This is a genomic window from Enterococcus sp. AZ194 (assembly GCF_051713825.1).
Lineage (GTDB): Bacteria > Bacillota > Bacilli > Lactobacillales > Enterococcaceae > Enterococcus_K.
Genome location: NZ_JBIOQR010000001.1, coordinates 1,709,055 through 1,735,271, shown reverse-complemented (window position 1 = coordinate 1,735,271; position 26,217 = coordinate 1,709,055). Strand labels below are relative to the sequence as shown.

The window sequence follows — 26,217 nt, the reverse complement described above, 5'->3', positions numbered from 1 at the left end:
GTTTCAAATTCATGATTATAATTAGGCTAGTTTCATAAGTAATCAGAAAGGTCGTGAGTGATTTGGCCAAAGGAATCGTGAAATGGTTTGATAGTAAAAAGGGATATGGTTTTATCCTATATAATGAGGTGGAGGAAATTTTTGTTCACTTTACTGCTATTGAAGAAGAAGGTTTCAAGAACTTGGAAGATAATCAACCTGTCGAATTTGACATTGTTGAGGGAAACAGAGGAACCCAAGCTGCTCATGTCCGAAAATTAATTGAAGAAGTAGAAGAATTATAGTTCAACAATTTTCGAGTTATCTTATAATTACGTAAAGATAGATACCAGTTAGGGCTAAGCTTTGGCTGGTTTTTTATTTGAAAGAAATTATTGTATCTATCCTGTTAGGAGCAACATCGGTAATTTTTTGATAAGAAAGTTTCTTATCAAAAAATTAGCTTAATCTGGTTCAAAGTATATCGGAATAAACGTTTCTGTTTCATAAATACTGAGAGTTAAAAAATCGTAAAAGAGCCTTGGATATAACTTCCCAAAAGTTAGGTCCAAGGCTCTTAGTATCTTCTACACAGATCACAGGCTAGAGTTGAAGGTGCTGAACTCAGAAGTTACCACCTCTGTCTCTGTCCCAATCTCTTTTGCTGATTGTGGTTTTTTGTAATAAATACTCAAGTACAAAATTGACTTAGTCTTTGGACATCTTTAAGGAGTCATCATAAAAGAATTTTGCGTCAATTTGTTGATTTGTTAAGTTTTTTATAAATTTCTTTTTCGTTTTCTTTCTCATATTAAATAGGTGTGGTTCGGTGGCTCTTTTTGTTTTGACTTCTATTCCTTTTGGCCCTTCTTTTACCCACTCTATCTCGTCATACAAAAGTTTAGTTACTCGCCAAAAAGTAGCGTACCTAATTTCTAAACGAGTATCACAAAGAGTAATAGAGCGACGTAATCCAAGATAAACAAAGAAGAAAAAAATAACGAGAACAGTATTGCTAAGCCAGTATGGCCGAGTATATTCTAATGAAAGAATTAAGCTAAAAAAGAAAATCATCATGGTGCCAGACCAATAAATCATAGTCGTGGACAGCTCTGGTTGCCAATGATAATAGGTACGTTTCATAGATGTATCCTTTCTAGTTAATAAAACTACTTGTTAATGTTATACTTATCTTACCATATTTTTTTATTTAGAAAAGGAGAAATGGATGATCAAAGTATTTATTGATGCCTCGACAAAAGGAAATCCTGGACCCAGTGGTGGCGGATTAATGATAACAAGTGAAATAATATACAAACAAAAATCATATGCATTTTCTGAGATGACCAATCATCAAGCAGAGTTTGAAATATTGTTAACTGCATTAGAATTTTTGTTAGAGGAAAAGTGGCAACATGAAACGATCACTATTTATTCTGATAGTAAAGTTGTTGTTCAAACTATTGACAAAGACTTTACTAATAATCCCCTTTTTCTCCCCTATTTAGAAAAATTCAGACTGTTGCAAGAAGAGTTCTCTTTGTTAATTTTACAATGGATTCCAGAGAGTAAAAATAAAGGTGCGGACAATCTCGCACGCCAAGGACTACAAAAGGCGTTAAAGCAGACTCAAAAAAAAGGCAAAACGTAACTAAAAAACTACGAACCTTCCACTTTGGAAAATGGTTCGTAGTTTTTGGTTTATTCAAGCTCACAATAAATAATTATGATCAAAAGTAATATCTAAGGTATACTCTCCTGCTTGTTGACTCAAATTCGATTGAATTAGCTGAGTCAGCTCTTCATCGCTATAGGTTGGTTTAGTAGGAATTGCCAAATCAAACTGAAGGATTTTTTTCCCCTCTTGTGTTTCAATTCGAAAATCATGCATTCGAATGCCGTCATCTAATTTCCCGAGAATTTCTTTGAGAATTAAGGACAGACGTGTATAGTTTCTATCATGAAGCGCAACTGGATCCAAATGACAGACTAAATCAACGCCTAAAGTTGTTTTAAACTCTTTTTCTATAGTATCAATAATTGCATGAGCTTCATTTAAATCCCACGACTCATCCACCTCAATATGAACAGAAGCAAAGCGTTTATTGGGTCCGTAGCTATGAATTAGTAAGTCATGGTAACCTAAAATTGAATGATTAGAAGAAAGGTGCTGTTTCATCGCTTCGATTTCTTCTATAGTCGGCCGACTCCCCAATAAGTCGTCAACAAAGCCTTTCACCATCAGAAAGCCACTATAGAGGATATATAAGGCAATCAGAAAACCGACATACCCATCAATTCGCCAGCCTGTTACCCATTCGATGAGCGCTGAAGCTAGGACTGCAATCGTAGTATAGACATCGTTTAAGCTATCTTGAGCTGTCGCTTTTAGTGTATTTGATTGAATCGATTGGCCAATCGTTTTATACATGCTCCCTTGCCAAATTTTAATCACAATAGATAAGACTAAAACGATAAAAACGATTGGCGACAAAGTGATACTCTCAGGATGCAGAATCTTTTGAAAAGAAGTATCTAAAAACTGAAAGCCTACATAAATCACAATAATAGAGACAAATAGTCCGCTGATATATTCAAAACGTTCATGCCCGTATGGATGTTCTCTATCGGCAGGTTTCGCTGAGATATGAAAGCCCACCAATGTCAAAATTGAGGACGCTGTATCTGACAAGCTGTTGATGGCATCAGCCATAATAGAGACACTCCCAGATACTAATCCGATTGTTATTTTACTAGTAAATAATAGTCCGTTAGAAATCAAGCCTAGTATACCAGCTAAAATCCCTGCTTTTGTTCTTTTTTTGGAAGAACTTAACGTAGATTGTTGAGTAAATTTTTGTAATAGGTAATGAACCATGATAAAAACACCTTTCAATTGTCAATTCATCCATTATAATAGCTAAAAATCAAACAGACAAGCTTTAAGGGAAGCCAAAATTCTAAACTTATAGTCGTTTAAATTAATGAATAGTCGAACAAAAAAGATTAGCTATGGGAAAAATAAAAATAGGCAATGGCGCGTTTTAAATAAAAAAGTGGTTGTGACAGATGGGAGTGTTTCTGTGTTGACTATTTATTCGGATGCTGTGAGCCCAGAACATAACTTCAAAAAGTTACGTCCCAGGCTCATCGCTAGAAACTATTTTACGCGGATCTAAAAGGATTGGCACTCATTTTAATCAGCAGGTTGTTATTTTATTAAGACTATATCTATTTTGGTGTAAGAGGTGTTGCATGAAACAGAGCTTTAGCTAGAAGTGGTGTAATGATTGCTGCACCAATTGCTTCTGGAATACCATTTGCGATGGCTACTCCAACTAGCGTTTTAAATAATAGTGAAGAATCAACTCCGTAAGCCCCTGCAGTTGCATTTGTATAAAATAAGCCCATAAATCCTAGGACAAGGACAGTGTTTGTTAATGAACCTAAAATTCCAGCAGTAATTGCCCCGCCAGTAATGGACTGCGTTCGTTTGTAGATAAGATGAAAGATGTACCCTGCAACTGCCCCGACTAAGACACGGGGAATGACCGAAATCACAGGATTTGTAAATACTAATGTATCAAAAGGTGTGGTAGGCATCGCAAATGCTCGAATCATCGTCGCTAGTCCCCAAAATAGGCCAATAATCATACCATCTTTAGGACCCAATACGACAGCTGCAATGATGACTGTTACATGAATAATCGTTAAGCTGACAAAACCTAATGGAATAAACCCTAACCAAGGGACCATTGCTTGAACAATAATAATCGCTAATAAGATCGCTCGTAAAACTAATCGAAATGTTTTATTTGTGCTTTTCATTTTCTTCCTCCTACTTTTAGTAAGTATGAGCTTTATCATAAAAATAAATTCTGTTTTCGTCAACTTATATTACTTTTTTCTAATCAAAAACGAATAAATCTGCTATTTTCTTTTATTCGGTTTATGATTTGTATAGAAAAACTAGGGAGAAGTGTGCCAGTCAAGAGTTCTGAATAGTGCACCTTTTCCCTAGTATAAAAACAAGAAAGTGTTATTTACTTAGCCAAACGCTAACTTCTGCTAGTGCATCCGGAATTCCTGCTGGGTTTTTCCCACCAGCTTGAGCCATATCTGGACGTCCACCACCGCCACCGCCTACAAGAGGAGCGATTGCTTTAATTAAGTCACCAGCCTTCAAACCTTTTTCATTAGCTGTCTTATTCATGGCAGCTAATAAACTTACTTTGCCATCTTGGCCGTTTGCTAAAACTAAAACATCTGATAACTCTTTTTGTTTCCATTGATCGGCCAATTGACGTAATTGATTCATGTCTTTGACTTGCACTTCTGCTGCAATCACACGAACACCGTTAATTTCTTGGCTATTTTGGAAAACATCAGCAGCTTGTTGGTTTGCTAATTTCCCAGCCAGTTTTTCATTTTCTTTTAAGGCTTCTTTTAGCTGTTGTTGCAATTGTTCTGTCTTACTTACGACTTCTTTTAATTGAGGTGATTTAACAATAGCCGCCACTTCTTTTAGTTGCTGCTCTTCATTATAAAGTAACTCGTATGCTTCTTTACTTGTTACTGCTTCAATCCGTCGTACGCCTGCCCCAATTCCTGATTCAGCGACGATTTTGAAAATACCAATATCTTCAGTATTTTGGACATGAATTCCTCCACACAGCTCAATTGACCAATCTCCAACATTTACCACACGAACGTCATGTCCGTATTTTTCACCGAATAGAGCCATAGCGCCCATATTTTTAGCGGTATCGATATCTGTTTCAACTGTTACGACAGGAATAGCTTCCCAAATTTTTTCGTTGACGATTCGTTCCATCTGACTTAATTCCTCAGCGGTTACTTGACCAAAATGAGTAAAGTCGAAACGTAAATGTCCCGGAGCTACGAGTGAACCTGCTTGATTTGCATGGCTGCCGAGCACTTCTTTTAGCGCTTTGTGTAATAAATGAGTTGCTGTATGATTTTTAGTGATACGATTGCGTTTTGATTTATCAACAAGTAATTTGTAAATCGTACCTTCTTTTAATGGAAGAAGTACTTCAACCGTATGCATAAATTGGCCGTTTGGTGCTTTTTTCACATCAAGAACATTGGCTACAACTTCTTCAGCCTCATTCATAATGATTCCTTGGTCGGCTACCTGCCCACCCATTTCTGCATAGAAAGGTGTTTCAGAAAAGATGACTTGCGCGCGTCCTTCAGAGACTGTATCCAAAATAGCTTCTTCTTGAATGATGACTAAAAGTGAGCTATCGTGTTCTGTTTTAGAGTAACCTACAAAGGTACTTTCCACTTTAATATCCGTTAATAAGGCAGATTGAACACCCATTGATAATTCAGTGTTTCGAGCGGCACGTGCCCGTTCTCTTTGGGCTTGCATTTCTTTTTCAAAGCCTTCATGGTCGACTTTTAATCCTTCATCTTCAGCAACCTCTTCAGTTAACTCTACTGGAAAACCATACGTGTCATATAATTTGAAAATATCTTTCCCGTTCAATGTTGATTCATTCGCAGCTTTCACTTTTGTGATAACTTCATTTAAAATAGCTAAACCTTCATTGATGGTTTCATGGAAACGTTCTTCTTCTGTACGAACCACTTTTTCAATAAATTCTCGTTGTCCTAAAACTTCTGGATAATAGCTTTCCATAATTTTGCCAACAACAGGAACTAATTTGTAAAGGAAAGCTTCGTCAACCCCTAATTTTTTCCCATGCATAACTGCACGACGTAATAAACGACGTAAAACGTACCCGCGACCTTCATTTGATGGCAATGCCCCATCGCCAATAGCGAATGATAATGCACGAATATGGTCAGCAATAACTTTAAAAGAACTATTTGTTAAAGGTGATTGTCCATAGGTTACTTTCCCACTAAGCTGTTCTACTTCATGGATAATTGGCATAAATAAATCTGTTTCAAAATTGGTTGGTGCATTTTGAATGATAGAGACCATCCGTTCTAGCCCCATACCTGTATCAATGTTTTTATGTGGTAAGGGTTCGTATGAGCCGTCAGCTTGGTGGTTAAACTCTGAAAAGACAAGATTCCAAATTTCTAGGTAACGTTCATTTTCGCCACCAGGATAGTTTTCTGGATCATCTTCTGCTACATCATTAAATTCTTCCCCACGGTCGTAAAAAATTTCAGAATCGGGTCCACAAGGTCCAGCACCAATATCCCAGAAGTTGTCTTCAATATCAATAATATGTTCCATTGTCAGACCAATTTCTTCATGCCAAATTCGTTTTGCTTCTGTATCTTTTGGATAAACGGTAACATAAAGCTTTTCAGGGTCAAAGGCTATCCATTCAGGTGAGGTTAAAAACTCCCATGCCCAATGAATCGCTTCTTTCTTGAAGTAGTCTCCAATTGAGAAATTCCCTAACATCTCAAACATTGTGTGGTGACGAGCTGTTTTTCCAACGTTTTCAATATCGTTTGTCCGAATAGATTTTTGCGCATTCGTAATCCGAGGATTTTCTGGAACCACTGAACCATCAAAATATTTCTTTAATGTGGCAACCCCAGAGTTAATCCATAATAAAGTTGGATCATTGACTGGTACGAGCGATGCGCTTGGTTCGACACTGTGTCCTTTTGACTTAAAAAAATCAAGATACATTTGACGAACTTGACTACTTGTTAATTCTTTCATTTTCTTTTCCTACTTTCTTCTAACAATTGGGTGCGACTAAAAAAATCGCAAAAAAACACCATCACAGTCAAGGACGATTGATTCGCGGTACCACCTTGATTGCAATGATGTTTGTCATTACCTCTTAAACTCGTTAACGCTGAGTTGCGTTGATATTTCTATCAAATTCAAAAAGGAGCAGTTTTAATGAAGCAGTGTCTCTTTCTCAGCTACAAGAAACTTTCTGTTAATGCTGTCTAATTAAAACTATGGCTTTTTGTTTACTTTCAAAGTATAAAGAATTCTTGCATAAATGTCAATTTTTACTGAACCATTTCAATAGGGATGACTTTTCGATAGAGAAATTCTTCTGGAGCAAGCTTGTAATCCCCTTGAATCATGACACCTGACTGATAGTAAGTGGATAAAGGTAGACTGTCAATAATTGGTGAGCCAGAGTTCTCAATAATATCAAACTTAAGAACAGTCGGATTTTGAGTCATTTCAAAACGTGTCTTAGAGGTGTCGAGAAACAACCCAAACATGTTTTGGCCTTCGTGTTGCGCTCTGATTGATCTTTCCTGTGGTGTTGTCTCAGTATCTAATTCGTTACCCCAGCGAAACAGCTGTCGACTTCCGACACCAACTACATATTCCCATTGATCTTCTGTCAACAAATCGAATCCTTTTGAATGAACCTCTTTTAACAGCTGTCGGTGCGTTTGGCCAGTGTGCTGATAAATAGAATACGTATCTTCTTGTGTTGATTGTTCCAAGTAGTAGGCATCCTCTTTTCCAAAAGAACGAGGAAATTCCCACGTTAAACTTTCAGTAAAACTAAGTTGGGGACTTAATTGTTGTTTGATTTCAGACAAGAAAGGAGCTACTGCCTGTTCATCACCCACAAACTGGCCAGTCATGGTCTGATAATTCCCTAGAAAGTGAGTGCCAATCGGACAAGGCTGTTTTTGGACCAGCATGGGAGCTACCGCAACCGTTCTTACAGGTGTGGTAAAATCATTCACGTAATCATTAAAATCCTCCAAAGTTTCGAAACCATAGATTTGTTTAAATTGAAAATAGACAGCCGAATGTTCAGCTGACCGATGTCTATAAAGAACGTCTTGTTCAGATAATTCCTGAATCCCTAATTCCCAACCTAACACAGCTTTTTTATTTCCTGGAATAAAGACAAAGGCCTCTTCATCTAGTTTGCATTCAAAACTTGTGCAGGTGATACCTTCAAATTCATAGGTCACGAGCTGAACATCAGAGACTTTTACAAGTGGGCTGACATAGTACATGAGTATTTGACGAAATAAGAGTTGTTTATCTTCTTGGGTTAATTTTCCCCATTGATGCCATTGCAACTGTTCAAAAAAATTCACTAGTTTTCCCCATCCTAACTAATTTTTGGTATGCTTGAAGTATAGCACGGAATTTAAATAAAGCGGGTGAAAATAATGAATTTATTCATTGGAAATGAAGAATGGCTAAAAGCAGCTGCCTTTTATATCAGGTATCAAGTATTTGTTCTTGAACAGAAGATCTCTCCTGAAGAAGAGTTTGATGCGCTCGACTATTCTGGAGATGTCCTCTATCTTGTATGTTTTGAAGAAGATAAACCGATTGCGACGCTTCGTTATCAAAAACTAGAACCTCATGTACTCAATCCAGATCGTTTCTGCGTTAGCCTGCAATATAGAGGACAAGGCATCGGCAGAAAATTATTACTAAAAGCAGAAGCACAGGCAAAGAAAGAAGGCTGTAACACATCAGTTTTATCTGCTGAAGAGCATGCCTACGCTTTTTATCAAAAACTAGGTTATCAAGTATGTTTAGCGCCCTACATTGAAGATGGGGTATCCTGTGTTAAAATGGTAAAACAATTATTGTAAACAATCATGTTCTTGCAAATGTCCTTGATGAAAATCGACAACGGCAACTTCTGTTCAACTGCAACTTCTGTTAATGAAGAGCCAAAAAAACCGTAAAATTTAAGCGAATTACTTTACAAAAGCCAACTTAAAAGTTAGCTTTTGTAAGGTTCAGCATAAATTCTGACGGGTTTTTTTATGAAAAATTATTGATTGGAATTCTTTTTATTTTTACGGACAGAACGAGTTTGTTGACGGCGTTCGACTTTTCTTTTCTGTTTGTTACTATCAGAAATGGCCCATTCAATCCGTTTTTTATAGCCTGGTTTAATCTTTTTCTTCTTTTTCTTGACCAAACCAATTAAGGTTGGATCCAAGACATCTTTTGAGCGCTCGCGTTTTTTCCGACGGTTTCGATCGTACGTATCGACAATTTCGCCCTCTTTAATTTCTTTTGGTTTAAAGGTGACACCCAGTTTTTCAATTGCCATAATTGCCTCATCATCACTTGGCTCATAGAGGGTAATCGCGGTTCCAGAAAGTTTATTTCGACCCGTTCGCCCTACTCGGTGAATGAAGAAGTCAAGCTCTTCAGGCACTTCTGCGTTAATTACATGAGAGACTCCTTCAATATCGATTCCACGAGCGGCTAAATCGGTCGCAACTACATATTGAAATTCTAAGTTTTGAACTTGCCGCATCACTCGTTTTCGTTCACGAGGTGTAATATCTCCATGGATTTTCGCTACTTTTAGTCCTTGATTTTTCAGATATTCAGTAATCTCATCCACCCGTTGTTTCGTATTCGCAAATACAATGGCTAAATACGGATGTCCGACAGTTAATAGCTGATAAATCAGCCGATTCTTGTCTTTCCCCTTTGTTGAAATCAACCAGTTATCAATGGTTTCTGAAATCACCGCTTTAGGGCGAATTTCTTCAATAATAGGATTTTCCATATATTTTTTTAAGAAAGGACGTAATTTTTCTGGAATTGTTGCAGAGAAGACCAGCATCTGTAGCTTCTCGGGTAAACGGCTGGCAATTTGGTCAACTTCTTCTAAGAAGCCCATATCAAGTGTCATATCTGCTTCATCCACGATAAACGCAGAAGCCGTATGAACTTTTAAGGCTTGTTCATTCATCAAGTCTAAGATTCGACCAGGTGTACCAATAACTACATGTGGGTGTTGATGTTTTAGACGATTTAGTTGTCGTTGTTTGTCTGTTCCTCCAACAAAATTCGTCACTCGAATCTCAGGAGTTGAAAATTTAGCAATTTGACTAGCGGCCTGAAAAATTTGTGTAGCTAGCTCACGGCTTGGCGCAGTAATGACAATCTGTGTTTCATCTTTTTCAGCGTCAATTTTATCCATTAAAGGTAATAAGAAGGTATGAGTTTTGCCTGAACCAGTCTGTGATTGCCCTACCACACTTTTCCCTTTTTGAATTAAAGGAATTAATTTTTCTTGCACTTCTGTGGGTGTCTCAAAGCTTTTATCTTTTAGCGCTTCATTTATAAATGGGTTAAAGTGAAATTGTTTAAATGTATTCACTTGACCACCTCTTTTCATTTTATACTTAGTCCTTGCGCATTATACCATAAAAAAACAGTGAAAAGCACGGATATTCGGAAATCTTCTTATTTCATCATGATTCATAGTATGACACACTTAGCTGGAATTAATTTTTCAAAACAAAGAAATTTGCTTCTATTTATTTATAGATATCAGTCAATTATTTATTCATCCAATCGTTTAAAAAAATTTTTTTGCATTTTTTTGGATTGATAGTCCAACGCTTCATAAAATTGGTGAGCACCTACGCGCTTCTCACCAGAGTTAACGCGAATGCCACTTGCTTTTTGTTCTTTTGCCCATTGTTCGGCTGCCTGTATGAGTGTTGTTCCAATTTTTTTCCCTTGATACTGACTCAAAACAGCTAGTCCCATCACATTTTTTAAAGAAGAAAAATAGAGGGTTTGATAATCACTCAAATGAACATAACCTAGCACATGTCCAAAATTTTCAGCCACCAAAATAAGCTGTGTTTGATCGGCGAGAATTTTTCCCAATTGTTGTTTTAGTTGATTTTCAGAAACGGGATAACCTAGCTCTTTGGTACATAAATAATGGAGCGCTTGCCAATCTGTTATTCTAGCTTTTCTAACCTCTAACGTCATAAGAATCACCTCGGCATCAGTATAGAACTTTTTTTGAAAAAGTGCGATATGGACAACTATTCTTAGTAGATTTATAACAAATAGAGGGGGGAGTCCGTAAAAAAAATCAAGTGGTCGTAGTTTCCAAAACATGAAATATGAAGTATCATTAACAAAAAAGGAGGGGCCATTATGTTAAATCCTTATTTTTCTTTTGGGGTGCCATTATTTCTTTTCATCTTATATATCGTTTTTTCTATTTTAAGAAAAAAATCAACAGTCAATTTTTTAGGGTTTATTCTTTTGATTATCGCTGTTTTCCTAACGGTTTTTAGTCTGCAGGTATGGCAACAAGCAGCAAGTGACTTAACTCGTGAAAGTAGTCAACAACTTAGTCAAAAAGTTGGATACCCTATCTATTTACTTTGGGTACCTATAATTATTGGGTGCCTACTTGTCTTTAGTAATTTTATTCGAGCAGTTAACAAGTTACGTAAAATTCAACACAAAAATTAAGAAAAAGCACAACCTAACCGTCTTCTCTAGCTAGTCATGTTACAAGTTAGAGCGCGTTTAAGTTGTGCTTTTTTATTCTTGAGACCATTCGTCAACAGAATCTTCTGTAGAAAAACGTTCGCGGTCATCGCTGTCAAGTGAACCAATTAAATACTCCCAATCCGCACGAGAAAGAACCATCACATCTAAGTCATTTTGCTCATCAATTAATTCCAACGTGCTAACTTCTCCATCAACCTGTTTTAATAAAGATAGTAGCTGAGTTTCTTTGAGTGCAACATAAGCAGTCTTTTTCATAAACATCTCCTCCTACAAATCAACGAACTCAAAATAGTTAATCTTGGTCTGGGCTTGCTCCCCCATTTTGTCAATCGTTCTAAGGTCAAGTAATAGGCACTTTTCTTCAGTCATTAAATAATGATTGGCATCTAAAGCCTCTTCAATTGCTGCTAAAATTTCTGCCTCATCGCCACGTGGACGGAATGATAAACGATTGATTGTTTCAAGGAGTAGTTCATCACGTAAAATAAAGTATTCATTTTCATATTTGTAGACGGCCACTTGATAATTTTTTTCTTGAAAATGGCTTTGAATAAGTAAGAAACATTCAGAAATATGAGGAAGTGTCCGTAATAAAGCTTTTGGCGTTAACGCCTGTTGAAAAAACATGTGCTTCCCTCCTTGGCTCTATTATAGGAAAGATATTTGGAAAAAGAAACTAATTAGATTTGTTTTTCGGAGTCTTCTGGTAAATTCCACTCGTTATAAAATTCCTCTAGAAAGTTTTCCATAAATTTCTTTCGTCTCTCTGCTTCTTTCTTTCCGAAATCTGTGTTCATTCGTTCTGGTAAAAGAAAGAGCTTCTCATAAAAGTGGTTAATGACTGTGCTTCCTCGACGATATTCCGTTTTCGAATTATAATCAATTGGTGTTATTTTATGATCGTAAATTGGATGTCCCTTGCCACCACCATAATAAGCTGTTCGAAGAATACCAATTGCTCCGAGCGCATCAATTCGATCTGCATCTTGGACAATTTTTCCTGCTAAAGATAACGCGCCTTTTCCTGAAACGATTTCCTTTGAGAAGGAAAGATGTTGAATGATGTACAATATTTCTTGGCAAGACTTAGGCTGGATAGCTAAAGAATTTAGAAAGGAAGACAATTCTTCGGTAGCTTGTTGTTCATCGGCTACCAATTTATCGTCTATCGTATCATGTAAATAAGCGGCTGCTAGAACAACAAACTCATCAGCAGTTGGTTCAGTTTCTAGAATTTGTTGACTAATGGTTACCACACGCTCAATATGATCCATGCTGTGACCGGTTGTATCGTTTTCTAATATTTTATAGGCATACTGCTTAATCTGTTCAAGTTCTTTTTCCATGTGCTTCTCCTGTTTAAATGAATTAGGTTTCAATCAGAGGTCGTTACTTACTAGAGAATGAGTGTAAGCAGTCTCTCAATACGATATATTTTACTACAGATGAGATCTATTCGTCTTCTGGCCGAAAAACTGAGGTTGGGACATAACTTTTTGAGTTATGGTCCCAACCTCTAAACTGCTTATTTTACTTTGTATACATCAAAGTAGATTTGTTTCATATAATCAATCAGATATTGAGGATTTAAACCTTCACCTGTTGCTTCTAGGATGAGCTCATTTGGTTTTTTAGATGCACCATATTGATGAATATGCTCAGTCAACCAGGCTTTGATTGGTTCATAGTTATCAGAAGCTAGAACCGCATCAAAATTTAGCTCTTTTTTCATTGCATCTAACAATTGTGCCGCATACATATAACCAAGGGCATAAGATGGGAAATAACCAAAGCTTCCACCTGACCAGTGAACATCCTGTAAGATGCCTTCTAAGTCATTTTCTGGACGAATGCCTAAATATTCTTCATATTTATCATTCCAAATTTGTGGTAAGTCATCCACCTTTGCTTCTCCATTAAAGATCATTTTTTCGATTTCATAACGAATGATGATGTGTAATGGATAAGTTAAGCTATCAGATTCAATTCGAATTAAACTCGCTTGTGTTTTCTTTAAGGAATCGTAAAATTGATCAAAAGAAATATCATCGAAGGTTCCTTCAGCACACTCTTTTAGGAATGGGAATTGTTTTTTCCAGAACTGTTTATTGCTCCCAATAATAATTTCGTTAAATAATGATTGAGACTCATGAATCCCCATAGACGTACCATTCGCAACCGGTGTGTAAGCATATTTCGGGTCAATATTTTGTTCATACATACCGTGGCCAGCTTCATGAATGACGCCAAATGTTGCCATAGTGAAATCATGTTCATCCCAACGAGTAGTGATTCGAATATCATTGTGATTAATTCCAATCATAAATGGATGAATCGTATCATCAAGACGTCCGCGACTAAAATCATATCCTAGTTGAGTAACGATACCCATCACAAATTTTCTTTGTTGCGCAACGGTCATTTTACGCGTTAGAAATTCAGTATTAGGCTCGGTCCCTTTTTCTTCTAAGACTTTGCGAATCTCCATAATTCCTTCTCGTAATTGAGCAAAGACTTTATCCAAGATTTCAACAGTCATATTGGGTTCGTATTGATTCAATAGAACATCATAGTCCGTCGCTTCGTCTTTCTTCCAATAAGGAATGAGCTCTTTGATTAGGCGAATATTTTTCTCTAAAGCGTCACGAAAATCAGCATAGTTTTTGGTCGCACGAGATTTTTGCCAGCTTCCATGAGCTTTTGAAAGTGCACCACTCAACTCTTCCATCTTTTCTTTAGGAATCGCGTGATTTAGTTCATAGTTTTCTTTAACCACTTTGTAGGCAGCTTGACCAACTTCAGAAAGCTCTTCTTGGCGAGTCTCAAAGTAGGTTAGCGCCTCTTTAATTTTTGGACCTACTTCTTTTTCAAAAGTGAGGCCGGACAGATAACTCTCCACTTCACCACGTTCTTCACTCGCTTTTTCAGGCATACCTGTTTGGGTATCCCAGCCTAACATAGCAAGCGTTTGTTTAAACAGACTGATTTCTTTTAACTCTTGTAAAAATTCTTGTTCCTTCATCTTCATTCCTCCAAATAAAAATCCTAAGTGATCCATTTCTTAGTTTATCCGATTCCTTTTTATCCTTGTGTTTCTTCGCGAGGTTGACGAGGTGGTCTTGTTCCCCAATATTGGAATAAGTCCGTTCGAATGGCCCCATTATAAAGTTTTCGTTTTTTTGTCGCTCTTGCTTTATAGTATTCCTCAAAAGTTAAATCACTAGTTAAAATATATTTGCTCCATGTTTTTAACGGACGGAAGACTTCCCCCATCTCTGTATAGAGACGACGAACGCTTTCTTCCTCACCCAAACGCTCTCCATAAGGTGGGTTAGCGACAATCACACCATACTCTTTATCTGTCGTAAAGTCCTTGACCGCTTGTTGCTTAAAGGTAATCGAATCTCCTAGACCGATTTCTTCTGCATTGGCTTGAGCAATCTCAATCATTCGCCCGTTTATATCAGAGCCTGCGATATCAAGTTGAATGTCATAATCAGCCTGTTCATCTGCCTCTTTTCGAACCTTTTCAAAAATCTCTGCATCAAACCATTCCCAAGTTTCACAAACAAACTCACGGTTAAATCCTGGTGCAATATTGTGCCCAATCAAGGCCGCTTCAATACAAAGGGTTCCTGAACCACAAACGGGGTCATAAAAAGGACGATCTTTTCGCCAATTGGTCAACATAACTAAGGCTGCTGCCATGTTTTCTTTTAACGGCGCGCCCCCTTTTTCCATACGATAACCACGTTTAAATAAACTTGGTCCAGTCGTATCAAGAGAGACAATGACATGATCTTTTAACAAGGCAACTTCTAATTTGAAGAAATCACCAGTTTCAGTTAAAGGCACGCTTGCTGGGCGATGATAGACCTCACGAAGGCGGTTAACAATCGCTTTTTTTGTGATTGCTTGACAATCGGGAACACTGAATAACTTGGATTTAATTGATTTTCCAGCAACCGGAAATTCAGCATCCAAGGGTAAATAATCTTCCCAAGGTAAAGCTTTAACCTTTTCAAATAATTCATCAAATGTAAAGGCATCAAACTCACCCACAATAATTTTTATCCGATCAGCTGTTCGCAACCAAAGATTTGCTGTAGCGATCGTTTCCATCGTTCCTTCAAAACGAGCACGCCCGTTTTCCACCTGACAATCAATTCCTAAATCGCGTAATTCTTTTCCGACTAACGCTTCTAATCCACTGGCAGCTGTTGCAACGAGTTGAAATTTTCTAGTTTTATCCATTATTCTCTCCTTACTTATAAAAAAAACCTTCACAACACTGTTGGAAGGACTCCCTGATTACCTGTAATCTTCTGTAAGCCATGTTTTGTACGCCTTTACTCTCAGGGAGAAAGAAAGGCGTGGTCATCATCTATCTGCAATCATTGATTGCCTCTTTGCTACGTTCATTTTCGTTCAAAAAGCGCCCCTACCATAGTTTGGGTTGCTCGCTCGAGGGGTTTACCGCGTTCCACCGTTTTCGTTTCCAAAACCGTTTCGTCACTGTGGCACTTTCAAGGATACTTGGGCATAGCTTACACCTTAGCCGGTTTTCCTGCCGTTACTCCTATATAGAAGTACCTTAGCTTATTTTTTCGCTAAGCACGAACACTACAGACGTCGCAGTCTGTGCGAGCATGGACTTTCCTCAGCTTAGCACAAGGCCAAACCGCGATCACCCGAAAATTACAGGAATTTTTTAATTAAAATAATCTTGTTTTATCCAAATCATCACTGTTGTCAGTGTTTGAATAGTTTGAACTAAAAGTTGAGGCACGTGTTGGTGTTGGTGTATCAAAACCATCTTGGTCAAGTTTTTTACCAAAGACTTCACGTTCTAAGTTTGACAAACGTTTTAAGATATCAAAGTTTGTCACAGCCGCACTTTTTGGTGCTTCTGGTTGAACACGAGAAGCAACTGCTTGGCTTTTTGATAGTTGGTCAATCTTCGCTAATAAACGATCGTTCTCTTCTTGTAACGCTAAAATTTGTTTGTTGTATGTTTCATAATCTTTGATGATGTTATCTAAGAATTCGTCTACTTCCACTGGATCGTAGCCGCGCATCTTCGTCTTAAAATCTTGTTGTAAAATGTCTTTTGGATTATACATTAAGTTAGCCATATTTTGCACCTCATTATTTATTTACGTGATAGTAAATTTCTACCCTTACCATTGTATCTAAAAAAAGGCCAGAAATCAAACACTATCTCCTTTTTTAAAGACTTTCTATCGAGTTTTGTAAATCATCCATCGTAATCATATGAATTACGTAAGGAAATTTTTCAGAAAATTGTTCGGCGGCTTTTACAAAAAATTCTGTTTTGCCAGGAAATTCTTTGTCATAAACCATCAGTGTTCCACCAGAATGTTCAAGTAAAAATTGGGTATGGTTTCTTAATTGATCAGGTGCTTTGTATGGTTGGTGACTCGTTGCATCAACATAGTCTGCTAGTTGTTTTGCCGTTTGCAGCTTTAATTGATTGGTTTCATTCCATTGACTACCAAATTCTTCAAACGGGAAAATGATTCCTAGATTCAGCTCAGGAAAATCCTCCTTTAATTCACTAACAACTTCAGCTCCCCATAATTCAATCCCTAAGTTGCCACTTGTCAAAACCCACTCGAGCCCATTTTCGGCATATTGTTGAATTTCGGCTTTTAAGACTTTTTTAATAACTTGAATTTTAGGGTCTTTTTCTGTAAAGACGCCGATTTCAAAACTACGATACCCCGTTAAATAAAGTGTTTTTAGGTTATTCATATCACTGCCCTTTTCTTTCTGAAGTCTTTTTTGCTATAATGTGCACTAGGAGTGTGATTTTATGGTTTTCCGATATCCTAATGGACGTGCTTATATTCATAATGAGCCATCGAAAGAAAAAACTCAAGGCAGTGAGTCAAAAGTTTCAAAAAAGAAACCAATCGAGTTTGGCAAACGTGGGATGCGTCTTGAAGAAGCGATTAACTTAAGTAATGAATACTATTTGAATCGTGGACAAGCGGTTATTCATAAGAAGCCTACCCCTATACAAATCGTTAAGGTAGATTATCCAAAAAGAAGTGCGGCAGTTATCAAGGAAGCCTACTTTTCACAAGCTTCTACTACCGATTATAATGGTGTCTATAAAGGAAGGTACTTAGACTTTGAAGCCAAAGAAACACAAAATAAAACGTCCTTCCCGTTTAGAAATATCCATGAACATCAAATTCGACATATGGAGGTCTGTTTAAAACAAGAAGGAATTTGTTTTATTTTACTGAGCTTTTCGACCTTAAACCGTTGTTTCTTTTTAGCGGCGGAAGAATTAATCCTATTATGGGATGAACAAGAGCGTACTGGGAAAAAATCAATCCCTTTAAAGACTATTGAGGAGTTAGGCATCGAGATTGAACCAGCGATTGCCCCTAGAATCCCCTATTTAAAAGCGGTTGACCAGTATCTAAATGAACAAAAAGGAGCTAACTAGTATGTCAGATAATTCACAGTCAAGATATTCTCGGCGTGAACAGCCCAAAAAAAATAATTCTAATGGTAAGTCACCAAAGATAAAGAAAAAACGGACAGTTGGCTCAGTTATTTTGAAAATTTTCTTAGGTCTTGTAGCACTGGGTGTTATCGGAGTTCTCGCAGGCGCAGGTCTTTTCTGGTCTTATGCAAAAGATGCCCCAAAAATATCTGATACAGAATTAGACGCAACGGTTTCTTCTAAGTTTTATACCATGAAGGATGAACTTTTTGAAGATATTGGTGCTGAAAATCGAGTGAAGGTTGAACCGAATCAAGTGCCTCAACTTTTAACAGATGCGATTGTGTCTGTAGAAGATCGTCGCTTCTATCAACATAAAGGAGTCGATCCTATCCGTATCATTGGTTCTGCTGTCTCCAATGTGAAAACGGGCGGTCTCCAAGGAGGAAGTACACTTACGCAACAATTAATTAAACTATCTTATTTCTCAACAAAAACAGAAGATCAAACAATTAAACGAAAAGCACAAGAAGCTTGGATGGCTTTGGAGCTTGAAAAAGAAAAATCAAAACAAGAGATTATTACCTACTATATAAATAAAGTGTATATGGCTAATGGCTTTTATGGCATGGAAACAGCCGCTGAGAACTATTTCGATAAAACACTTGATCAGCTTTCTTTGGCTCAAACGGCCCTTCTTGCTGGGATGCCTCAAGCACCAAATGATTATGATCCGTATACGCAACCTGAATATGCCAAACAGCGTCGAGACATTGTTTTAGGAACGATGCTAGATAACAAAAAGATTTCTAAAGCCGAACATGATGAAGCTGTTGCCACACCAATTGATGATGGCCTTCAAAAACTGGGAAAAGAAAACTCCAATCGTAAAATTGTCGACAATTACTTATTTGAAGCAATCAAAGAAGTGAAAGAAAAAACCGGGAAAGATGTTTACACTGACGGACTTAAGATTTATACCAATATTGATCTTGACGCCCAAAAGAAATTATACGACATCGTCAATACAGAAGATTATGTCGATTATCCTGATGATAAATTCCAAGTGGCTTCCACTCTTATTGATGTCAAAACAGGGGAAGTTCGTGCGCAAATCGGAGCTAGGAAAGTTGCAGACGGAACAGTTTTTGGCTTTAATGCAGCAGTCGAAACAGGTCGAGATTTTGGCTCAACGATGAAACCTATCACCGATTACGGTCCAGCTTTTGAATATTTAGATAAGTCAACAGGCGATATGATTTCAGATCAGCCGTATAATTATGAAGGAACAAATACCCCTGTTAAAAACTGGGACAATCAATATTTTGGTAATATCACCCTTCGTTCAGCACTGTATAACTCACGAAATGTGCCAGCAATCAAACTATTTAACGAAGTTGGTGAAAAAAATGTTACGACCTTCTTAAATAAATTAGGCATTAACTATAAAACGATTCACCAATCTAATGCGATTTCAAGTAATACAGAAGAGCAAGATGGCACAAAGTATGGTGCTTCTACTCTGAAAATGGCGGCAGCTTATGCGGCGATTGCCAATGGTGGAACGTATTATAAACCACAATACGTCAATAAAGTTGTTTATCAAAACGGCACAGAAGATGAATTTCCAGCTGATGGCGAACGTGCGATGAAAGAGACAACTGCCTATATGCTAACTGATATTCTAAAAGATACGATTGCTATCGGTTCAGGTACAAATGCCCAGATTGAAGGTCTTTATCAAGCCGGTAAAACGGGAACCTCTAACTATACCGATGATGAATTAGCCAAGTTAAATACTAGTTCTGGTGTGTATCCAGACATATTATTTGCCGGATATACGAGAAACTACGCCCTTTCTGTTTGGACGGGTTACAATCACCGAATGACACCTGTAACAGATGAGACGAATATGATTGCCTCTGATGTCTATAGAGAATTTATGCGTTATGTTTCAGCTTCCGTAACAAATACGGACTGGGAGATGCCTAAAGGACTCACTCGAATTGGTAATGAGTTATATCTCGAAGGAAAATATACGGCTCCAAGTTCAAGCTATACGCCACCTGTGACGAGTGAAACGACAGAAACCTTCTCTAGTGAATCCGAGAGCTCAACTTCAGAAGAACCAGCTTCTAGCACAAGTGAGGTGCCAAGCTCAAGTTCAACTGAAAGTACCCCACCACCAGAAACAACTGAGACTGGGACAATTGATCAAGGTGGCGGAAATAATCCGCCTGCCGAATCAGGTACAGAACCAAACACAGAACCAAGTACCACAGATCAAGGAAATAATAATAAAAATGGGTAACAATTGAAATAGACAAAAGGATCAAGAGCCAGAATGTGGGCCTTGATCCTTTTGTCTTCAATTCTTTTGGTGATTTGTCTTTTGACACGAGTCCTTCTCTTCAATTCGAGTAGGTAGATGTCCCAACCTCTAGGCAGCCGAATAAATAGTCAGTACAGAAACAATCGTCAGAAAATAAAATTAGTTTGAAAGCTTCATTCGGTCTTTTCCATCTTGACACATAGATAATAAGGGGCAGATGTCGCATTTAGGCGCGCGGGCTAGACAATGATAACGGCCAAAGAAAATCATGGTGTGGTGCGTCTTGACCCAAAGCTCTTTTGGAATCTTTCGCATTAAGGTATCTTCTACTTCTAGCACATTGGCGTTTAGTTTACAGATACGCAAACGTTTTGAAACTCGCTCAACATGAGTATCTACAGCGATTGCTGGAATCCCGTAAGCATCACCAAGCACAACATTCGCCGTTTTTTTTCCGACTCCTGACAGGCTGATTAGCTCTTCTCTTGTTTTGGGAACTTGACCGCCAAAGTTAGTCAATAATTGATTGGCACAAGCTTTGATGTTTTTCGCTTTATTACGATAGAGGCCAATAGTTTTGATTTTCTGCATGATATCATCCACAGGGGCATTGGCTAAACGTTCAGGCGTGGGATAGGCAGCAAATAATGCTGGTGCTGCCTTGTTGACAGAGACATCTGTTGCCTGGGCACTCAAAATTACCGCAATTAGTAACTCAAATGGTGATTGATGAACGAGTTCACCATGTGCTTCAGGAAACATATCATACATTGTTTCTATTGCTACCATCGTTTTTTCCTTATTTAACACGTTATTTCCCCCTATTCATCTAACCAATTTTCTATAGAGACTTTTGGTAATGTTTTATTCTGAGTCGGTTGATCTATTTCTTTTTGCATAATCAATTGTTTTCGTTTCTTTTGTTCGTCAGCAACCTGTTGTTTGGTTTTAATATTTTTCCGTTCCCAAGAAAGAAGAATCCGATCAATGTAGTTGAGATTATAAGCTTGACTTAACACAGCTTCGCGTAAAGCCAAATGAATTAATTCTGCCGAATAGTGATCAGATTCTAACCAGTCACCAATTCTTTGAAACTCAATCGCAGACAGTGGTCGGCCAAATTCTTGTTCAATTGAACGATACAGCTCCTTGACAGAGGCTTCTTCACTTTGTTGTTGCGTTTTGAATTTTTCTTGTTCTTGTAAAACAGCCAGCCGCTCAAATATATAAGATAAATTGTAACGATCTCTTTTTTTGTTGTCGTCATCTGTGAAGGTTTCAATTTTTAAAAAGCCCTTCTTTTCTAATTTATCCAAAACTTGAAAAGCTTGCTCGGTAGTGTTACCCATATCTTGTGCCAACAGGGTAATGTCGGGGAACAAATCTCCTTGATTTTGTAGACTATATAATTGTAACCACAACAAAAATTCATCGTTTGTCATACCCAAACGATGGTAATTCTTTAACAATAAATTTGAAATAACCGTTTGACCGGCTTCTAAATATTCATTTAATGTTGTCACAGGCGCTCCCTACTTTCTCCACTTTTAAGTATACTAAAAAAAGCAACCAACCGAAAGGGAGAGATTGCTTTAATTCTAGTGAAGTCTTATTTTGATGTGCTTTTTGTAATCAACGGCTGACTGACTTTCGCATCCCAAAAGGTAATTAATGGGCCTGTAAAAAAAGCATTGATAATAGTGGCAACCCCCACTGGCCCGCCAAATAAAAAGGCTAATAACAAGAACAAAACATCTTGGATAATTCGAACCACTCGATACGAAAAATTAAAATGATCGACAATGATAGGCGCAATCGCATCATATGGTGCATTCCCTAATTTAGCTGACATATATAAGGAGGCGCCAAACGTGAAGATTAATACACCAAAAGCTAATAAAAAGATTTGTGTAGTCAATGTAAGGGTTATTTGAAGATAGTTTGTTAAAAGCCAAGTAAAAAAATCAATAAAAAAGCCAGTCAGGACCATATTAATGACAGTTCCAATCCCAATATATTTTCGACCAAATAAAAAAACTAAAACTAAAATAATGGCATTAAGTGTGAGTTGGTAAACACCTAATGACAGCCCCAATTTGTCGCCAACACCGATATTGGCAGCAGTAAAGGGATCCATCCCCACTTGACTAATTCTTAAAAGAGCAGCTCCAAATCCTAAGATAAAGACACCTAATAATGCATAAAAACTTCTAATTCCGATTGATTTAAAATTCAAAAAAGACACCCCTTCTATAAATATAAATTGAGATTGAGACAGTCATCAAAACGATAACTACTCAATCTCAAAGCTCGGTATAATAAACTCTATCTACTAGAAGTTAATTGAATCTTCTCTTATGATGTAGGTTTACACACAAAAGATTTTTAGAAGAGATGGAGTTGACTACTTATCGTATCAGCTTGATTTCATTATAAGCTATTAAAATGAAATTTTCTTAGTTTTCGCTTTTTTTCTTGATATCTGTTAAAGCAGCTTGTGCCAATAAGTTTAAGTAGTTCCATGGACGGTCAAAGTGAGGTTGGAAGAAGAAGTCAGAAATTGCTAAATCTTCAACAGTCATTTTATTTTGAACCGCTAATGACAGTGTATTCGCAGATTGCGTAATGTCATATTTGGACATAAATTGTGCACCCACAATACGGTTGGTGCCCTTTTCATAGACAAGAGCCATCTTAACATTTTCAGTAGTTGGCATAAACTCTGGACGATAGTTATCTTCAAATAAAGTTGAGTCAACCTCTAAGTTATTTAGTTGTGCACTTTCTTTAGTCACACCTGTTGAACCAATGTTCCAACCAAATAGGTAAAGTCCTGAAGTTCCTTGGGTCCCACGATAAGCCAATTTGTTTTCAGTCAAGTTGTGGCCAACAAGTAGTCCTTGACGAACAGCATTTGTTGCTAGAGGGATATAGTTTTGTGTTCCACTTGGATTATAGTGAACAACTGCTGAATCTCCTGCTGCATACACATCTGGATGACTCGTTTGCATATATTCATTTACCTTGATAGCGCCATTTGGTAATGTCTCGATTTGCCCATCGATTAACGTTGTGTTTGGTTTGAAGCCGACACACAAGATGACCATATCTGCATCAAATGACTGACTAGGTGTTACAACTGCTTTCACTCGACCTTTTTCATCAGGAATAAATTGTTGCACGTTTTCTCCTAAGGCCAATTTTACACCTTGTTTTTGTAACTCGTCTTCCAAAACATCTGTAAATGGTTTGTCTAAATATTTATTTAAAATACGGTCTAAGCCATCAATTAAGGTTACATCTTTACCTGATTCAGCAAAGGCCTCAACTAACTCAATCCCGATATATCCGCCACCGACAATAACAATTTTGTTTGCAGTTTTGGCTTTTTCAATAATCTCATTTGCTTGATTATAGTTTTTGCAAAGTAGAATATTTTCTGACTGAATTCCATCAATTGGTGGAATAATCGGCCATGAGCCTGTAGTCATTACCAATTTATCGTAAGAAGCAGATTCAACTTCACCTGTTTTTAAATTCTTAGCTGTGATTGTTTTCGCATTCACATCAATCGATTCAACATCGTGCTCCATTTTTACAGTTGCACCAAGAGAAGCTAATTCTTCAGGGCTTGAATAGAATAAACCAGCAGGGTCTTTTACTACTCCACCTACATATAATGCAATCCCACAAGATAGGAAGGATACGTTGTCATTGCGTTCATAAACGGTAATTTCTGCCTCTGGGTGATTTGATAAAATACTCTTTACTGCAGAAGTTCCAGCATGGGTACATCCTACTACGACTACTTTCATTGTTACGCCTTCTTTCGTTTTTTAGTGTTTGTCAACTTGTTGACTTATTCACTATAACAAAAGAAAAAAAGAAGAAACATATTTATGCTTGTGAATTCACAATTGAAGACGATAATAATAATTATCATGTAAAAAGCTTTCTTAATAGACCTGGTGGCAATTTTTTTAAGGAGGATAATCGAATTGTTACGCAATTTCACAAAATAAAAAACCCAACCTCTGAGAATAGAAGCTGGATTTTCTCAATTATTCAGTTACTGTAGCGATGATTTCTATCTCAACTAGGACATCTTTTGGTAAGCGAGCGACCTCTACTGCTGATCGTGCAGGAAGCTCTTCTTTAAACAGCGTTGAATAGACGGAATTGAACGCTTGGAAATTATTCATATCACTTAAAAAACAAGTCGTTTTAACAATTTCATTCGCTGTACAATTTGCAGCTGCCAAAATTGCTTGGATGTTCTTAATTACTTGTGTTGTTTGAGCTTCAATCGTCTCACCAACAATCTCCCCTGTTGTAGGATCTAGTGGGATTTGACCAGAAGCAAACAAAAAGCCGTTTGCGATCTTTGCTTGAACATAAGGACCAATCGCTTGTGGTGCGTTTTCTGTATGGATGGTTTTCATTAGACAGTCTCACTCTCTTTTTTTTGACAATCGGGACAAATCCCGTAAAGCTCTAACCGATGTTCGTTAATTTCAAAGCCAGTTAACTTACTAGCAGCCATCTCAACATCTTCTAATCCAGGATAATGGAAATCGACAATTTTTCCGCAATTTTGACAAATCGCATGATAATGACGATTTGATGTGAAATCAAAGCGACTTGAAGCATCTCCGTAACTCATCTCTTTGACAAAACCAATCTTTGTAAAAAGACGTAGATTATTATAAACGGTTGCAACACTCATATTAGGAAATTGGTGCTCTAATGATTTGTATATTTCATCTGCCGTGGGATGTGTTCGATTTTCGATTAAATATTCTAAAATGGCATAACGTTGAGGGGTGATTCGAATATTTGCTTTTTTTAATTTGGAAATAGCATCTTGAACCATTGTATGACTCATCAAAGTGCCTCCTATATTTATTCTTTCTTGATAATACTATTTTTCAGCTTAAATTACCACTACATTTAGCGATTATTATTGGAATTTGTCAACTTTTTTGCTTGGAATCGATTTTTTTTATCCTACTTTATTTAAAAGAGTCGAAAAAGGAAAAACTAGCTACTTACTCGTCAACCAGAATAAGTAGCTAGTTCCTATTTTTGCGAAATAGTTATCTATTATGAAGTTCATTTTGACGAAATTTCTATTAGATTGTTATCTAAGGCAATCTATCCTAATAAAAATTTATGACCTATTTATTCACTTTGCCCATATAGAGCAGTAGATAAATAACGTTCCCCATTATCTGGAACAATGGCTAAGACTTTTTTGCCTTTACCAAGTTTTTTTGCTACTTCCAGTGCAGCATAGATGGCAGCACCAGACGAAATCCCTACTAAAATTCCTTCTTTTATGGCAACTTGTCGAGCAGTTTCTAACGCGTCGTCACTTGAGACACCTAACACTTCATCATAGACATCAGTATCTAACACTTTAGGAATAAAGCCTGCACCGATTCCTTGAATTTTGTGTGGGCCAGGTTGTCCCCCTTCTAAAACAGGTGATTCAGTTGGCTCAACGGCATACACTTTGATGTTTGGATAAACACGTTTTAATTCTTTTCCAGCCCCAGTAATCGTTCCGCCAGTACCAATTCCTGAAACAAAAGCATCTAATCCTTGAGTCCCAAAGACTTCTTGAATTTCTTTTCCAGTTGTCTTTTCATGAATCTCAGGGTTGGCAGGATTATCAAATTGTAGCGGCATAAAGGCGCCTTCTTTTTCAGATAATTCTGTCGCTTTAGTAATTGCCCCTTTCATTCCTTCAGAACCGGGCGTTAAGACAAGTTCCGCACCATACGCAAGCATTAATTTGCGACGTTCAACACTCATCGTATCAGGCATAACAATAACCACTTTGTAGCCTTTAGCCGCGCCGACCATCGCTAAACCAATCCCTGTGTTCCCAGAGGTTGGTTCAATAATCGTATCTCCAGGTTGAAGAACGCCTTCTTTTTCGGCTTTTTCAATCATACTTAGTGCAATTCGATCTTTTACACTACTCCCTGGGTTAAAAAACTCCAGTTTCACAAAAACATCTGCTGACTCTTCGGGTACCATCCGATTTAGTTTCACAACAGGTGTCTTTCCGATTAGTTCTGTTACTGAATTATAAATTTGTGTCATATTTTTCCCTCCTAAATTTGAAAAAATACACAACTCTCTATTTCTATGATACATCAGTCA

At 37.4% G+C, this 26,217-nt stretch carries 27 protein-coding genes and 1 other RNA gene; 6 read left to right on the top strand and 22 right to left on the bottom strand.

What is annotated here, in order from left to right; translation table 11 throughout:
• Positions 1-62: 62 nt before the first annotated feature.
• Positions 63-284: a cold-shock protein gene (locus IGI37_RS08095; RefSeq protein WP_438761091.1), complete on the top strand. Its 222-nt coding sequence runs from the start codon at positions 63-65 to the stop codon at positions 282-284.
• Between the two features lie 403 nt (positions 285-687).
• Here the strand turns inward: IGI37_RS08095 and IGI37_RS08090 are convergent, their stop codons facing one another.
• Positions 688-1,122: an EbsA family protein gene (locus IGI37_RS08090; protein ID WP_438761090.1), complete on the bottom strand. Its 435-nt coding sequence runs from the start codon at positions 1,120-1,122 to the stop codon at positions 688-690.
• A gap of 85 nt (positions 1,123-1,207) precedes the next feature.
• Between IGI37_RS08090 and IGI37_RS08085 the strand changes: the two genes are divergently transcribed.
• A complete protein-coding gene (locus IGI37_RS08085) occupies positions 1,208-1,630 on the top strand; it encodes a ribonuclease HI family protein (RefSeq protein WP_438761089.1) in 423 nt (140 codons plus the stop codon).
• A 60-nt stretch (positions 1,631-1,690) separates the two neighbouring features.
• Here the strand turns inward: IGI37_RS08085 and IGI37_RS08080 are convergent, their stop codons facing one another.
• The 4 genes from IGI37_RS08080 to IGI37_RS08065 all read right to left on the bottom strand — a co-directional run bounded on the left by IGI37_RS08080 (position 1,691) and on the right by IGI37_RS08065 (position 8,025).
• Positions 1,691-2,857 (bottom strand): cation diffusion facilitator family transporter, encoded by a 1,167-nt coding sequence (locus IGI37_RS08080; protein ID WP_438763617.1) that lies wholly within the window; start codon positions 2,855-2,857, stop codon positions 1,691-1,693.
• 353 nt (positions 2,858-3,210) lie between these two features.
• Entirely contained in the window at positions 3,211-3,807 is a 597-nt protein-coding gene (locus IGI37_RS08075; RefSeq protein ID WP_438761088.1) for an ECF transporter S component, read from the bottom strand.
• A gap of 211 nt (positions 3,808-4,018) precedes the next feature.
• A complete protein-coding gene (gene alaS / locus IGI37_RS08070; protein WP_438761087.1) occupies positions 4,019-6,658 on the bottom strand; it encodes an alanine--tRNA ligase in 2,640 nt (879 codons plus the stop codon).
• A gap of 302 nt (positions 6,659-6,960) precedes the next feature.
• A complete protein-coding gene (locus IGI37_RS08065) occupies positions 6,961-8,025 on the bottom strand; it encodes a DUF7278 family profilin-like fold-containing protein (RefSeq protein ID WP_438761086.1) in 1,065 nt (354 codons plus the stop codon).
• Between the two features lie 75 nt (positions 8,026-8,100).
• Between IGI37_RS08065 and IGI37_RS08060 the strand changes: the two genes are divergently transcribed.
• Entirely contained in the window at positions 8,101-8,535 is a 435-nt protein-coding gene (locus IGI37_RS08060; RefSeq protein WP_438761085.1) for a GNAT family N-acetyltransferase, read from the top strand.
• A gap of 185 nt (positions 8,536-8,720) precedes the next feature.
• On the opposite strand, the gene IGI37_RS08055 is transcribed toward IGI37_RS08060, so the two are convergent.
• Positions 8,721-10,070, bottom strand: a complete 1,350-nt coding sequence (locus IGI37_RS08055) for a DEAD/DEAH box helicase (RefSeq protein WP_438761084.1) — start codon at positions 10,068-10,070, stop codon at positions 8,721-8,723.
• 185 nt (positions 10,071-10,255) lie between these two features.
• Positions 10,256-10,696 (bottom strand): GNAT family N-acetyltransferase, encoded by a 441-nt coding sequence (locus IGI37_RS08050; RefSeq protein WP_438761083.1) that lies wholly within the window; start codon positions 10,694-10,696, stop codon positions 10,256-10,258.
• A gap of 171 nt (positions 10,697-10,867) precedes the next feature.
• Between IGI37_RS08050 and IGI37_RS08045 the strand changes: the two genes are divergently transcribed.
• Positions 10,868-11,191: a hypothetical protein gene (locus IGI37_RS08045; RefSeq protein WP_438761082.1), complete on the top strand. Its 324-nt coding sequence runs from the start codon at positions 10,868-10,870 to the stop codon at positions 11,189-11,191.
• A 72-nt stretch (positions 11,192-11,263) separates the two neighbouring features.
• Here IGI37_RS08045 and IGI37_RS08040 read toward each other — a convergent pair whose 3' ends face one another.
• From IGI37_RS08040 to IGI37_RS08005, 8 genes are all read right to left on the bottom strand, one after another.
• Positions 11,264-11,488, bottom strand: a complete 225-nt coding sequence (locus tag IGI37_RS08040) for a hypothetical protein (RefSeq protein WP_438761081.1) — start codon at positions 11,486-11,488, stop codon at positions 11,264-11,266.
• Between the two features lie 12 nt (positions 11,489-11,500).
• Positions 11,501-11,860, bottom strand: coding sequence for a hypothetical protein (locus IGI37_RS08035; protein ID WP_438761080.1), 360 nt, complete (start codon positions 11,858-11,860; stop codon positions 11,501-11,503).
• 53 nt (positions 11,861-11,913) lie between these two features.
• A complete protein-coding gene (locus IGI37_RS08030) occupies positions 11,914-12,579 on the bottom strand; it encodes an HD domain-containing protein (RefSeq protein ID WP_438761079.1) in 666 nt (221 codons plus the stop codon).
• Positions 12,580-12,758: 179 nt separating this feature from the next.
• Entirely contained in the window at positions 12,759-14,255 is a 1,497-nt protein-coding gene (locus IGI37_RS08025) for a carboxypeptidase M32 (protein WP_438761078.1), read from the bottom strand.
• Positions 14,256-14,314: 59 nt separating this feature from the next.
• A complete protein-coding gene (locus IGI37_RS08020) occupies positions 14,315-15,487 on the bottom strand; it encodes a THUMP domain-containing class I SAM-dependent RNA methyltransferase (RefSeq protein ID WP_438761077.1) in 1,173 nt (390 codons plus the stop codon).
• A 69-nt stretch (positions 15,488-15,556) separates the two neighbouring features.
• Positions 15,557-15,932, bottom strand: an RNA gene (gene rnpB, locus IGI37_RS08015) — RNase P RNA component class B.
• A 16-nt stretch (positions 15,933-15,948) separates the two neighbouring features.
• Complete coding sequence (gpsB, locus tag IGI37_RS08010; RefSeq protein WP_438761076.1) at positions 15,949-16,368, bottom strand: cell division regulator GpsB; 420 nt, start codon at positions 16,366-16,368, stop codon at positions 15,949-15,951.
• 94 nt (positions 16,369-16,462) lie between these two features.
• The gene (locus tag IGI37_RS08005; protein WP_438761075.1) at positions 16,463-17,008 is read right to left on the bottom strand and encodes a DUF1273 domain-containing protein; all 546 of its coding nucleotides are present in this window, start codon (positions 17,006-17,008) and stop codon (positions 16,463-16,465) included.
• 61 nt (positions 17,009-17,069) lie between these two features.
• On the opposite strand from IGI37_RS08005, the gene recU reads away from it, so the two are divergent.
• Both recU and IGI37_RS07995 read left to right on the top strand, forming a co-directional pair.
• Positions 17,070-17,714: a Holliday junction resolvase RecU gene (gene recU, locus IGI37_RS08000; protein WP_438761074.1), complete on the top strand. Its 645-nt coding sequence runs from the start codon at positions 17,070-17,072 to the stop codon at positions 17,712-17,714.
• A 1-nt stretch (position 17,715) separates the two neighbouring features.
• Positions 17,716-20,025 (top strand): PBP1A family penicillin-binding protein, encoded by a 2,310-nt coding sequence (locus IGI37_RS07995; protein ID WP_438761073.1) that lies wholly within the window; start codon positions 17,716-17,718, stop codon positions 20,023-20,025.
• Positions 20,026-20,205: 180 nt separating this feature from the next.
• Here the strand turns inward: IGI37_RS07995 and nth are convergent, their stop codons facing one another.
• The 7 genes from nth to cysK all read right to left on the bottom strand — a co-directional run bounded on the left by nth (position 20,206) and on the right by cysK (position 26,157).
• Complete coding sequence (gene nth / locus IGI37_RS07990; RefSeq protein WP_438761072.1) at positions 20,206-20,856, bottom strand: endonuclease III; 651 nt, start codon at positions 20,854-20,856, stop codon at positions 20,206-20,208.
• Between the two features lie 11 nt (positions 20,857-20,867).
• Positions 20,868-21,569: a DnaD domain-containing protein gene (locus tag IGI37_RS07985; RefSeq protein WP_438761071.1), complete on the bottom strand. Its 702-nt coding sequence runs from the start codon at positions 21,567-21,569 to the stop codon at positions 20,868-20,870.
• Between the two features lie 86 nt (positions 21,570-21,655).
• Positions 21,656-22,282 carry a YczE/YyaS/YitT family protein gene (locus tag IGI37_RS07980; RefSeq protein WP_438761070.1) on the bottom strand — a complete coding sequence of 209 codons (627 nt, stop codon included), beginning with the start codon at positions 22,280-22,282 and terminating at the stop codon, positions 21,656-21,658.
• Between the two features lie 220 nt (positions 22,283-22,502).
• Positions 22,503-23,861 carry an NADH oxidase gene (locus tag IGI37_RS07975; RefSeq protein ID WP_438761069.1) on the bottom strand — a complete coding sequence of 453 codons (1,359 nt, stop codon included), beginning with the start codon at positions 23,859-23,861 and terminating at the stop codon, positions 22,503-22,505.
• 246 nt (positions 23,862-24,107) lie between these two features.
• Entirely contained in the window at positions 24,108-24,488 is a 381-nt protein-coding gene (locus IGI37_RS07970) for a RidA family protein (protein ID WP_438761068.1), read from the bottom strand.
• Positions 24,488-24,931 carry a Fur family transcriptional regulator gene (locus IGI37_RS07965; protein WP_438761067.1) on the bottom strand — a complete coding sequence of 148 codons (444 nt, stop codon included), beginning with the start codon at positions 24,929-24,931 and terminating at the stop codon, positions 24,488-24,490. The genes IGI37_RS07970 and IGI37_RS07965 overlap by 1 nt, the downstream gene beginning before the upstream one ends.
• A gap of 296 nt (positions 24,932-25,227) precedes the next feature.
• A complete protein-coding gene (gene cysK / locus IGI37_RS07960) occupies positions 25,228-26,157 on the bottom strand; it encodes a cysteine synthase A (RefSeq protein WP_438761066.1) in 930 nt (309 codons plus the stop codon).
• Positions 26,158-26,217: the final 60 nt, after the last annotated feature.

What these genes read in the sequence shown, in the direction of transcription:
- IGI37_RS08090 (WP_438761090.1), bottom strand. Translation starts at nt 1,122, where the DNA reads ATGAAACGTACCTATTATCATTGGCAACCAGAGCTGTCCACGACTATG.
- IGI37_RS08085 (WP_438761089.1), top strand. Translation starts at nt 1,208, where the DNA reads ATGATCAAAGTATTTATTGATGCCTCGACAAAAGGAAATCCTGGACCC.
- IGI37_RS08080 (WP_438763617.1), bottom strand. Translation starts at nt 2,857, where the DNA reads ATGGTTCATTACCTATTACAAAAATTTACTCAACAATCTACGTTAAGT.
- IGI37_RS08075 (WP_438761088.1), bottom strand. Translation starts at nt 3,807, where the DNA reads ATGAAAAGCACAAATAAAACATTTCGATTAGTTTTACGAGCGATCTTA.
- alaS (WP_438761087.1), bottom strand. Translation starts at nt 6,658, where the DNA reads ATGAAAGAATTAACAAGTAGTCAAGTTCGTCAAATGTATCTTGATTTT.
- IGI37_RS08060 (WP_438761085.1), top strand. Translation starts at nt 8,101, where the DNA reads ATGAATTTATTCATTGGAAATGAAGAATGGCTAAAAGCAGCTGCCTTT.
- IGI37_RS08050 (WP_438761083.1), bottom strand. Translation starts at nt 10,696, where the DNA reads ATGACGTTAGAGGTTAGAAAAGCTAGAATAACAGATTGGCAAGCGCTC.
- IGI37_RS08045 (WP_438761082.1), top strand. Translation starts at nt 10,868, where the DNA reads ATGTTAAATCCTTATTTTTCTTTTGGGGTGCCATTATTTCTTTTCATC.
- IGI37_RS08040 (WP_438761081.1), bottom strand. Translation starts at nt 11,488, where the DNA reads ATGAAAAAGACTGCTTATGTTGCACTCAAAGAAACTCAGCTACTATCT.
- IGI37_RS08035 (WP_438761080.1), bottom strand. Translation starts at nt 11,860, where the DNA reads ATGTTTTTTCAACAGGCGTTAACGCCAAAAGCTTTATTACGGACACTT.
- IGI37_RS08030 (WP_438761079.1), bottom strand. Translation starts at nt 12,579, where the DNA reads ATGGAAAAAGAACTTGAACAGATTAAGCAGTATGCCTATAAAATATTA.
- IGI37_RS08025 (WP_438761078.1), bottom strand. Translation starts at nt 14,255, where the DNA reads ATGAAGGAACAAGAATTTTTACAAGAGTTAAAAGAAATCAGTCTGTTT.
- IGI37_RS08020 (WP_438761077.1), bottom strand. Translation starts at nt 15,487, where the DNA reads ATGGATAAAACTAGAAAATTTCAACTCGTTGCAACAGCTGCCAGTGGA.
- gpsB (WP_438761076.1), bottom strand. Translation starts at nt 16,368, where the DNA reads ATGGCTAACTTAATGTATAATCCAAAAGACATTTTACAACAAGATTTT.
- IGI37_RS08005 (WP_438761075.1), bottom strand. Translation starts at nt 17,008, where the DNA reads ATGAATAACCTAAAAACACTTTATTTAACGGGGTATCGTAGTTTTGAA.
- recU (WP_438761074.1), top strand. Translation starts at nt 17,070, where the DNA reads ATGGTTTTCCGATATCCTAATGGACGTGCTTATATTCATAATGAGCCA.
- IGI37_RS07995 (WP_438761073.1), top strand. Translation starts at nt 17,716, where the DNA reads ATGTCAGATAATTCACAGTCAAGATATTCTCGGCGTGAACAGCCCAAA.
- IGI37_RS07975 (WP_438761069.1), bottom strand. Translation starts at nt 23,861, where the DNA reads ATGAAAGTAGTCGTAGTAGGATGTACCCATGCTGGAACTTCTGCAGTA.
- IGI37_RS07970 (WP_438761068.1), bottom strand. Translation starts at nt 24,488, where the DNA reads ATGAAAACCATCCATACAGAAAACGCACCACAAGCGATTGGTCCTTAT.
- IGI37_RS07965 (WP_438761067.1), bottom strand. Translation starts at nt 24,931, where the DNA reads ATGAGTCATACAATGGTTCAAGATGCTATTTCCAAATTAAAAAAAGCA.
- cysK (WP_438761066.1), bottom strand. Translation starts at nt 26,157, where the DNA reads ATGACACAAATTTATAATTCAGTAACAGAACTAATCGGAAAGACACCT.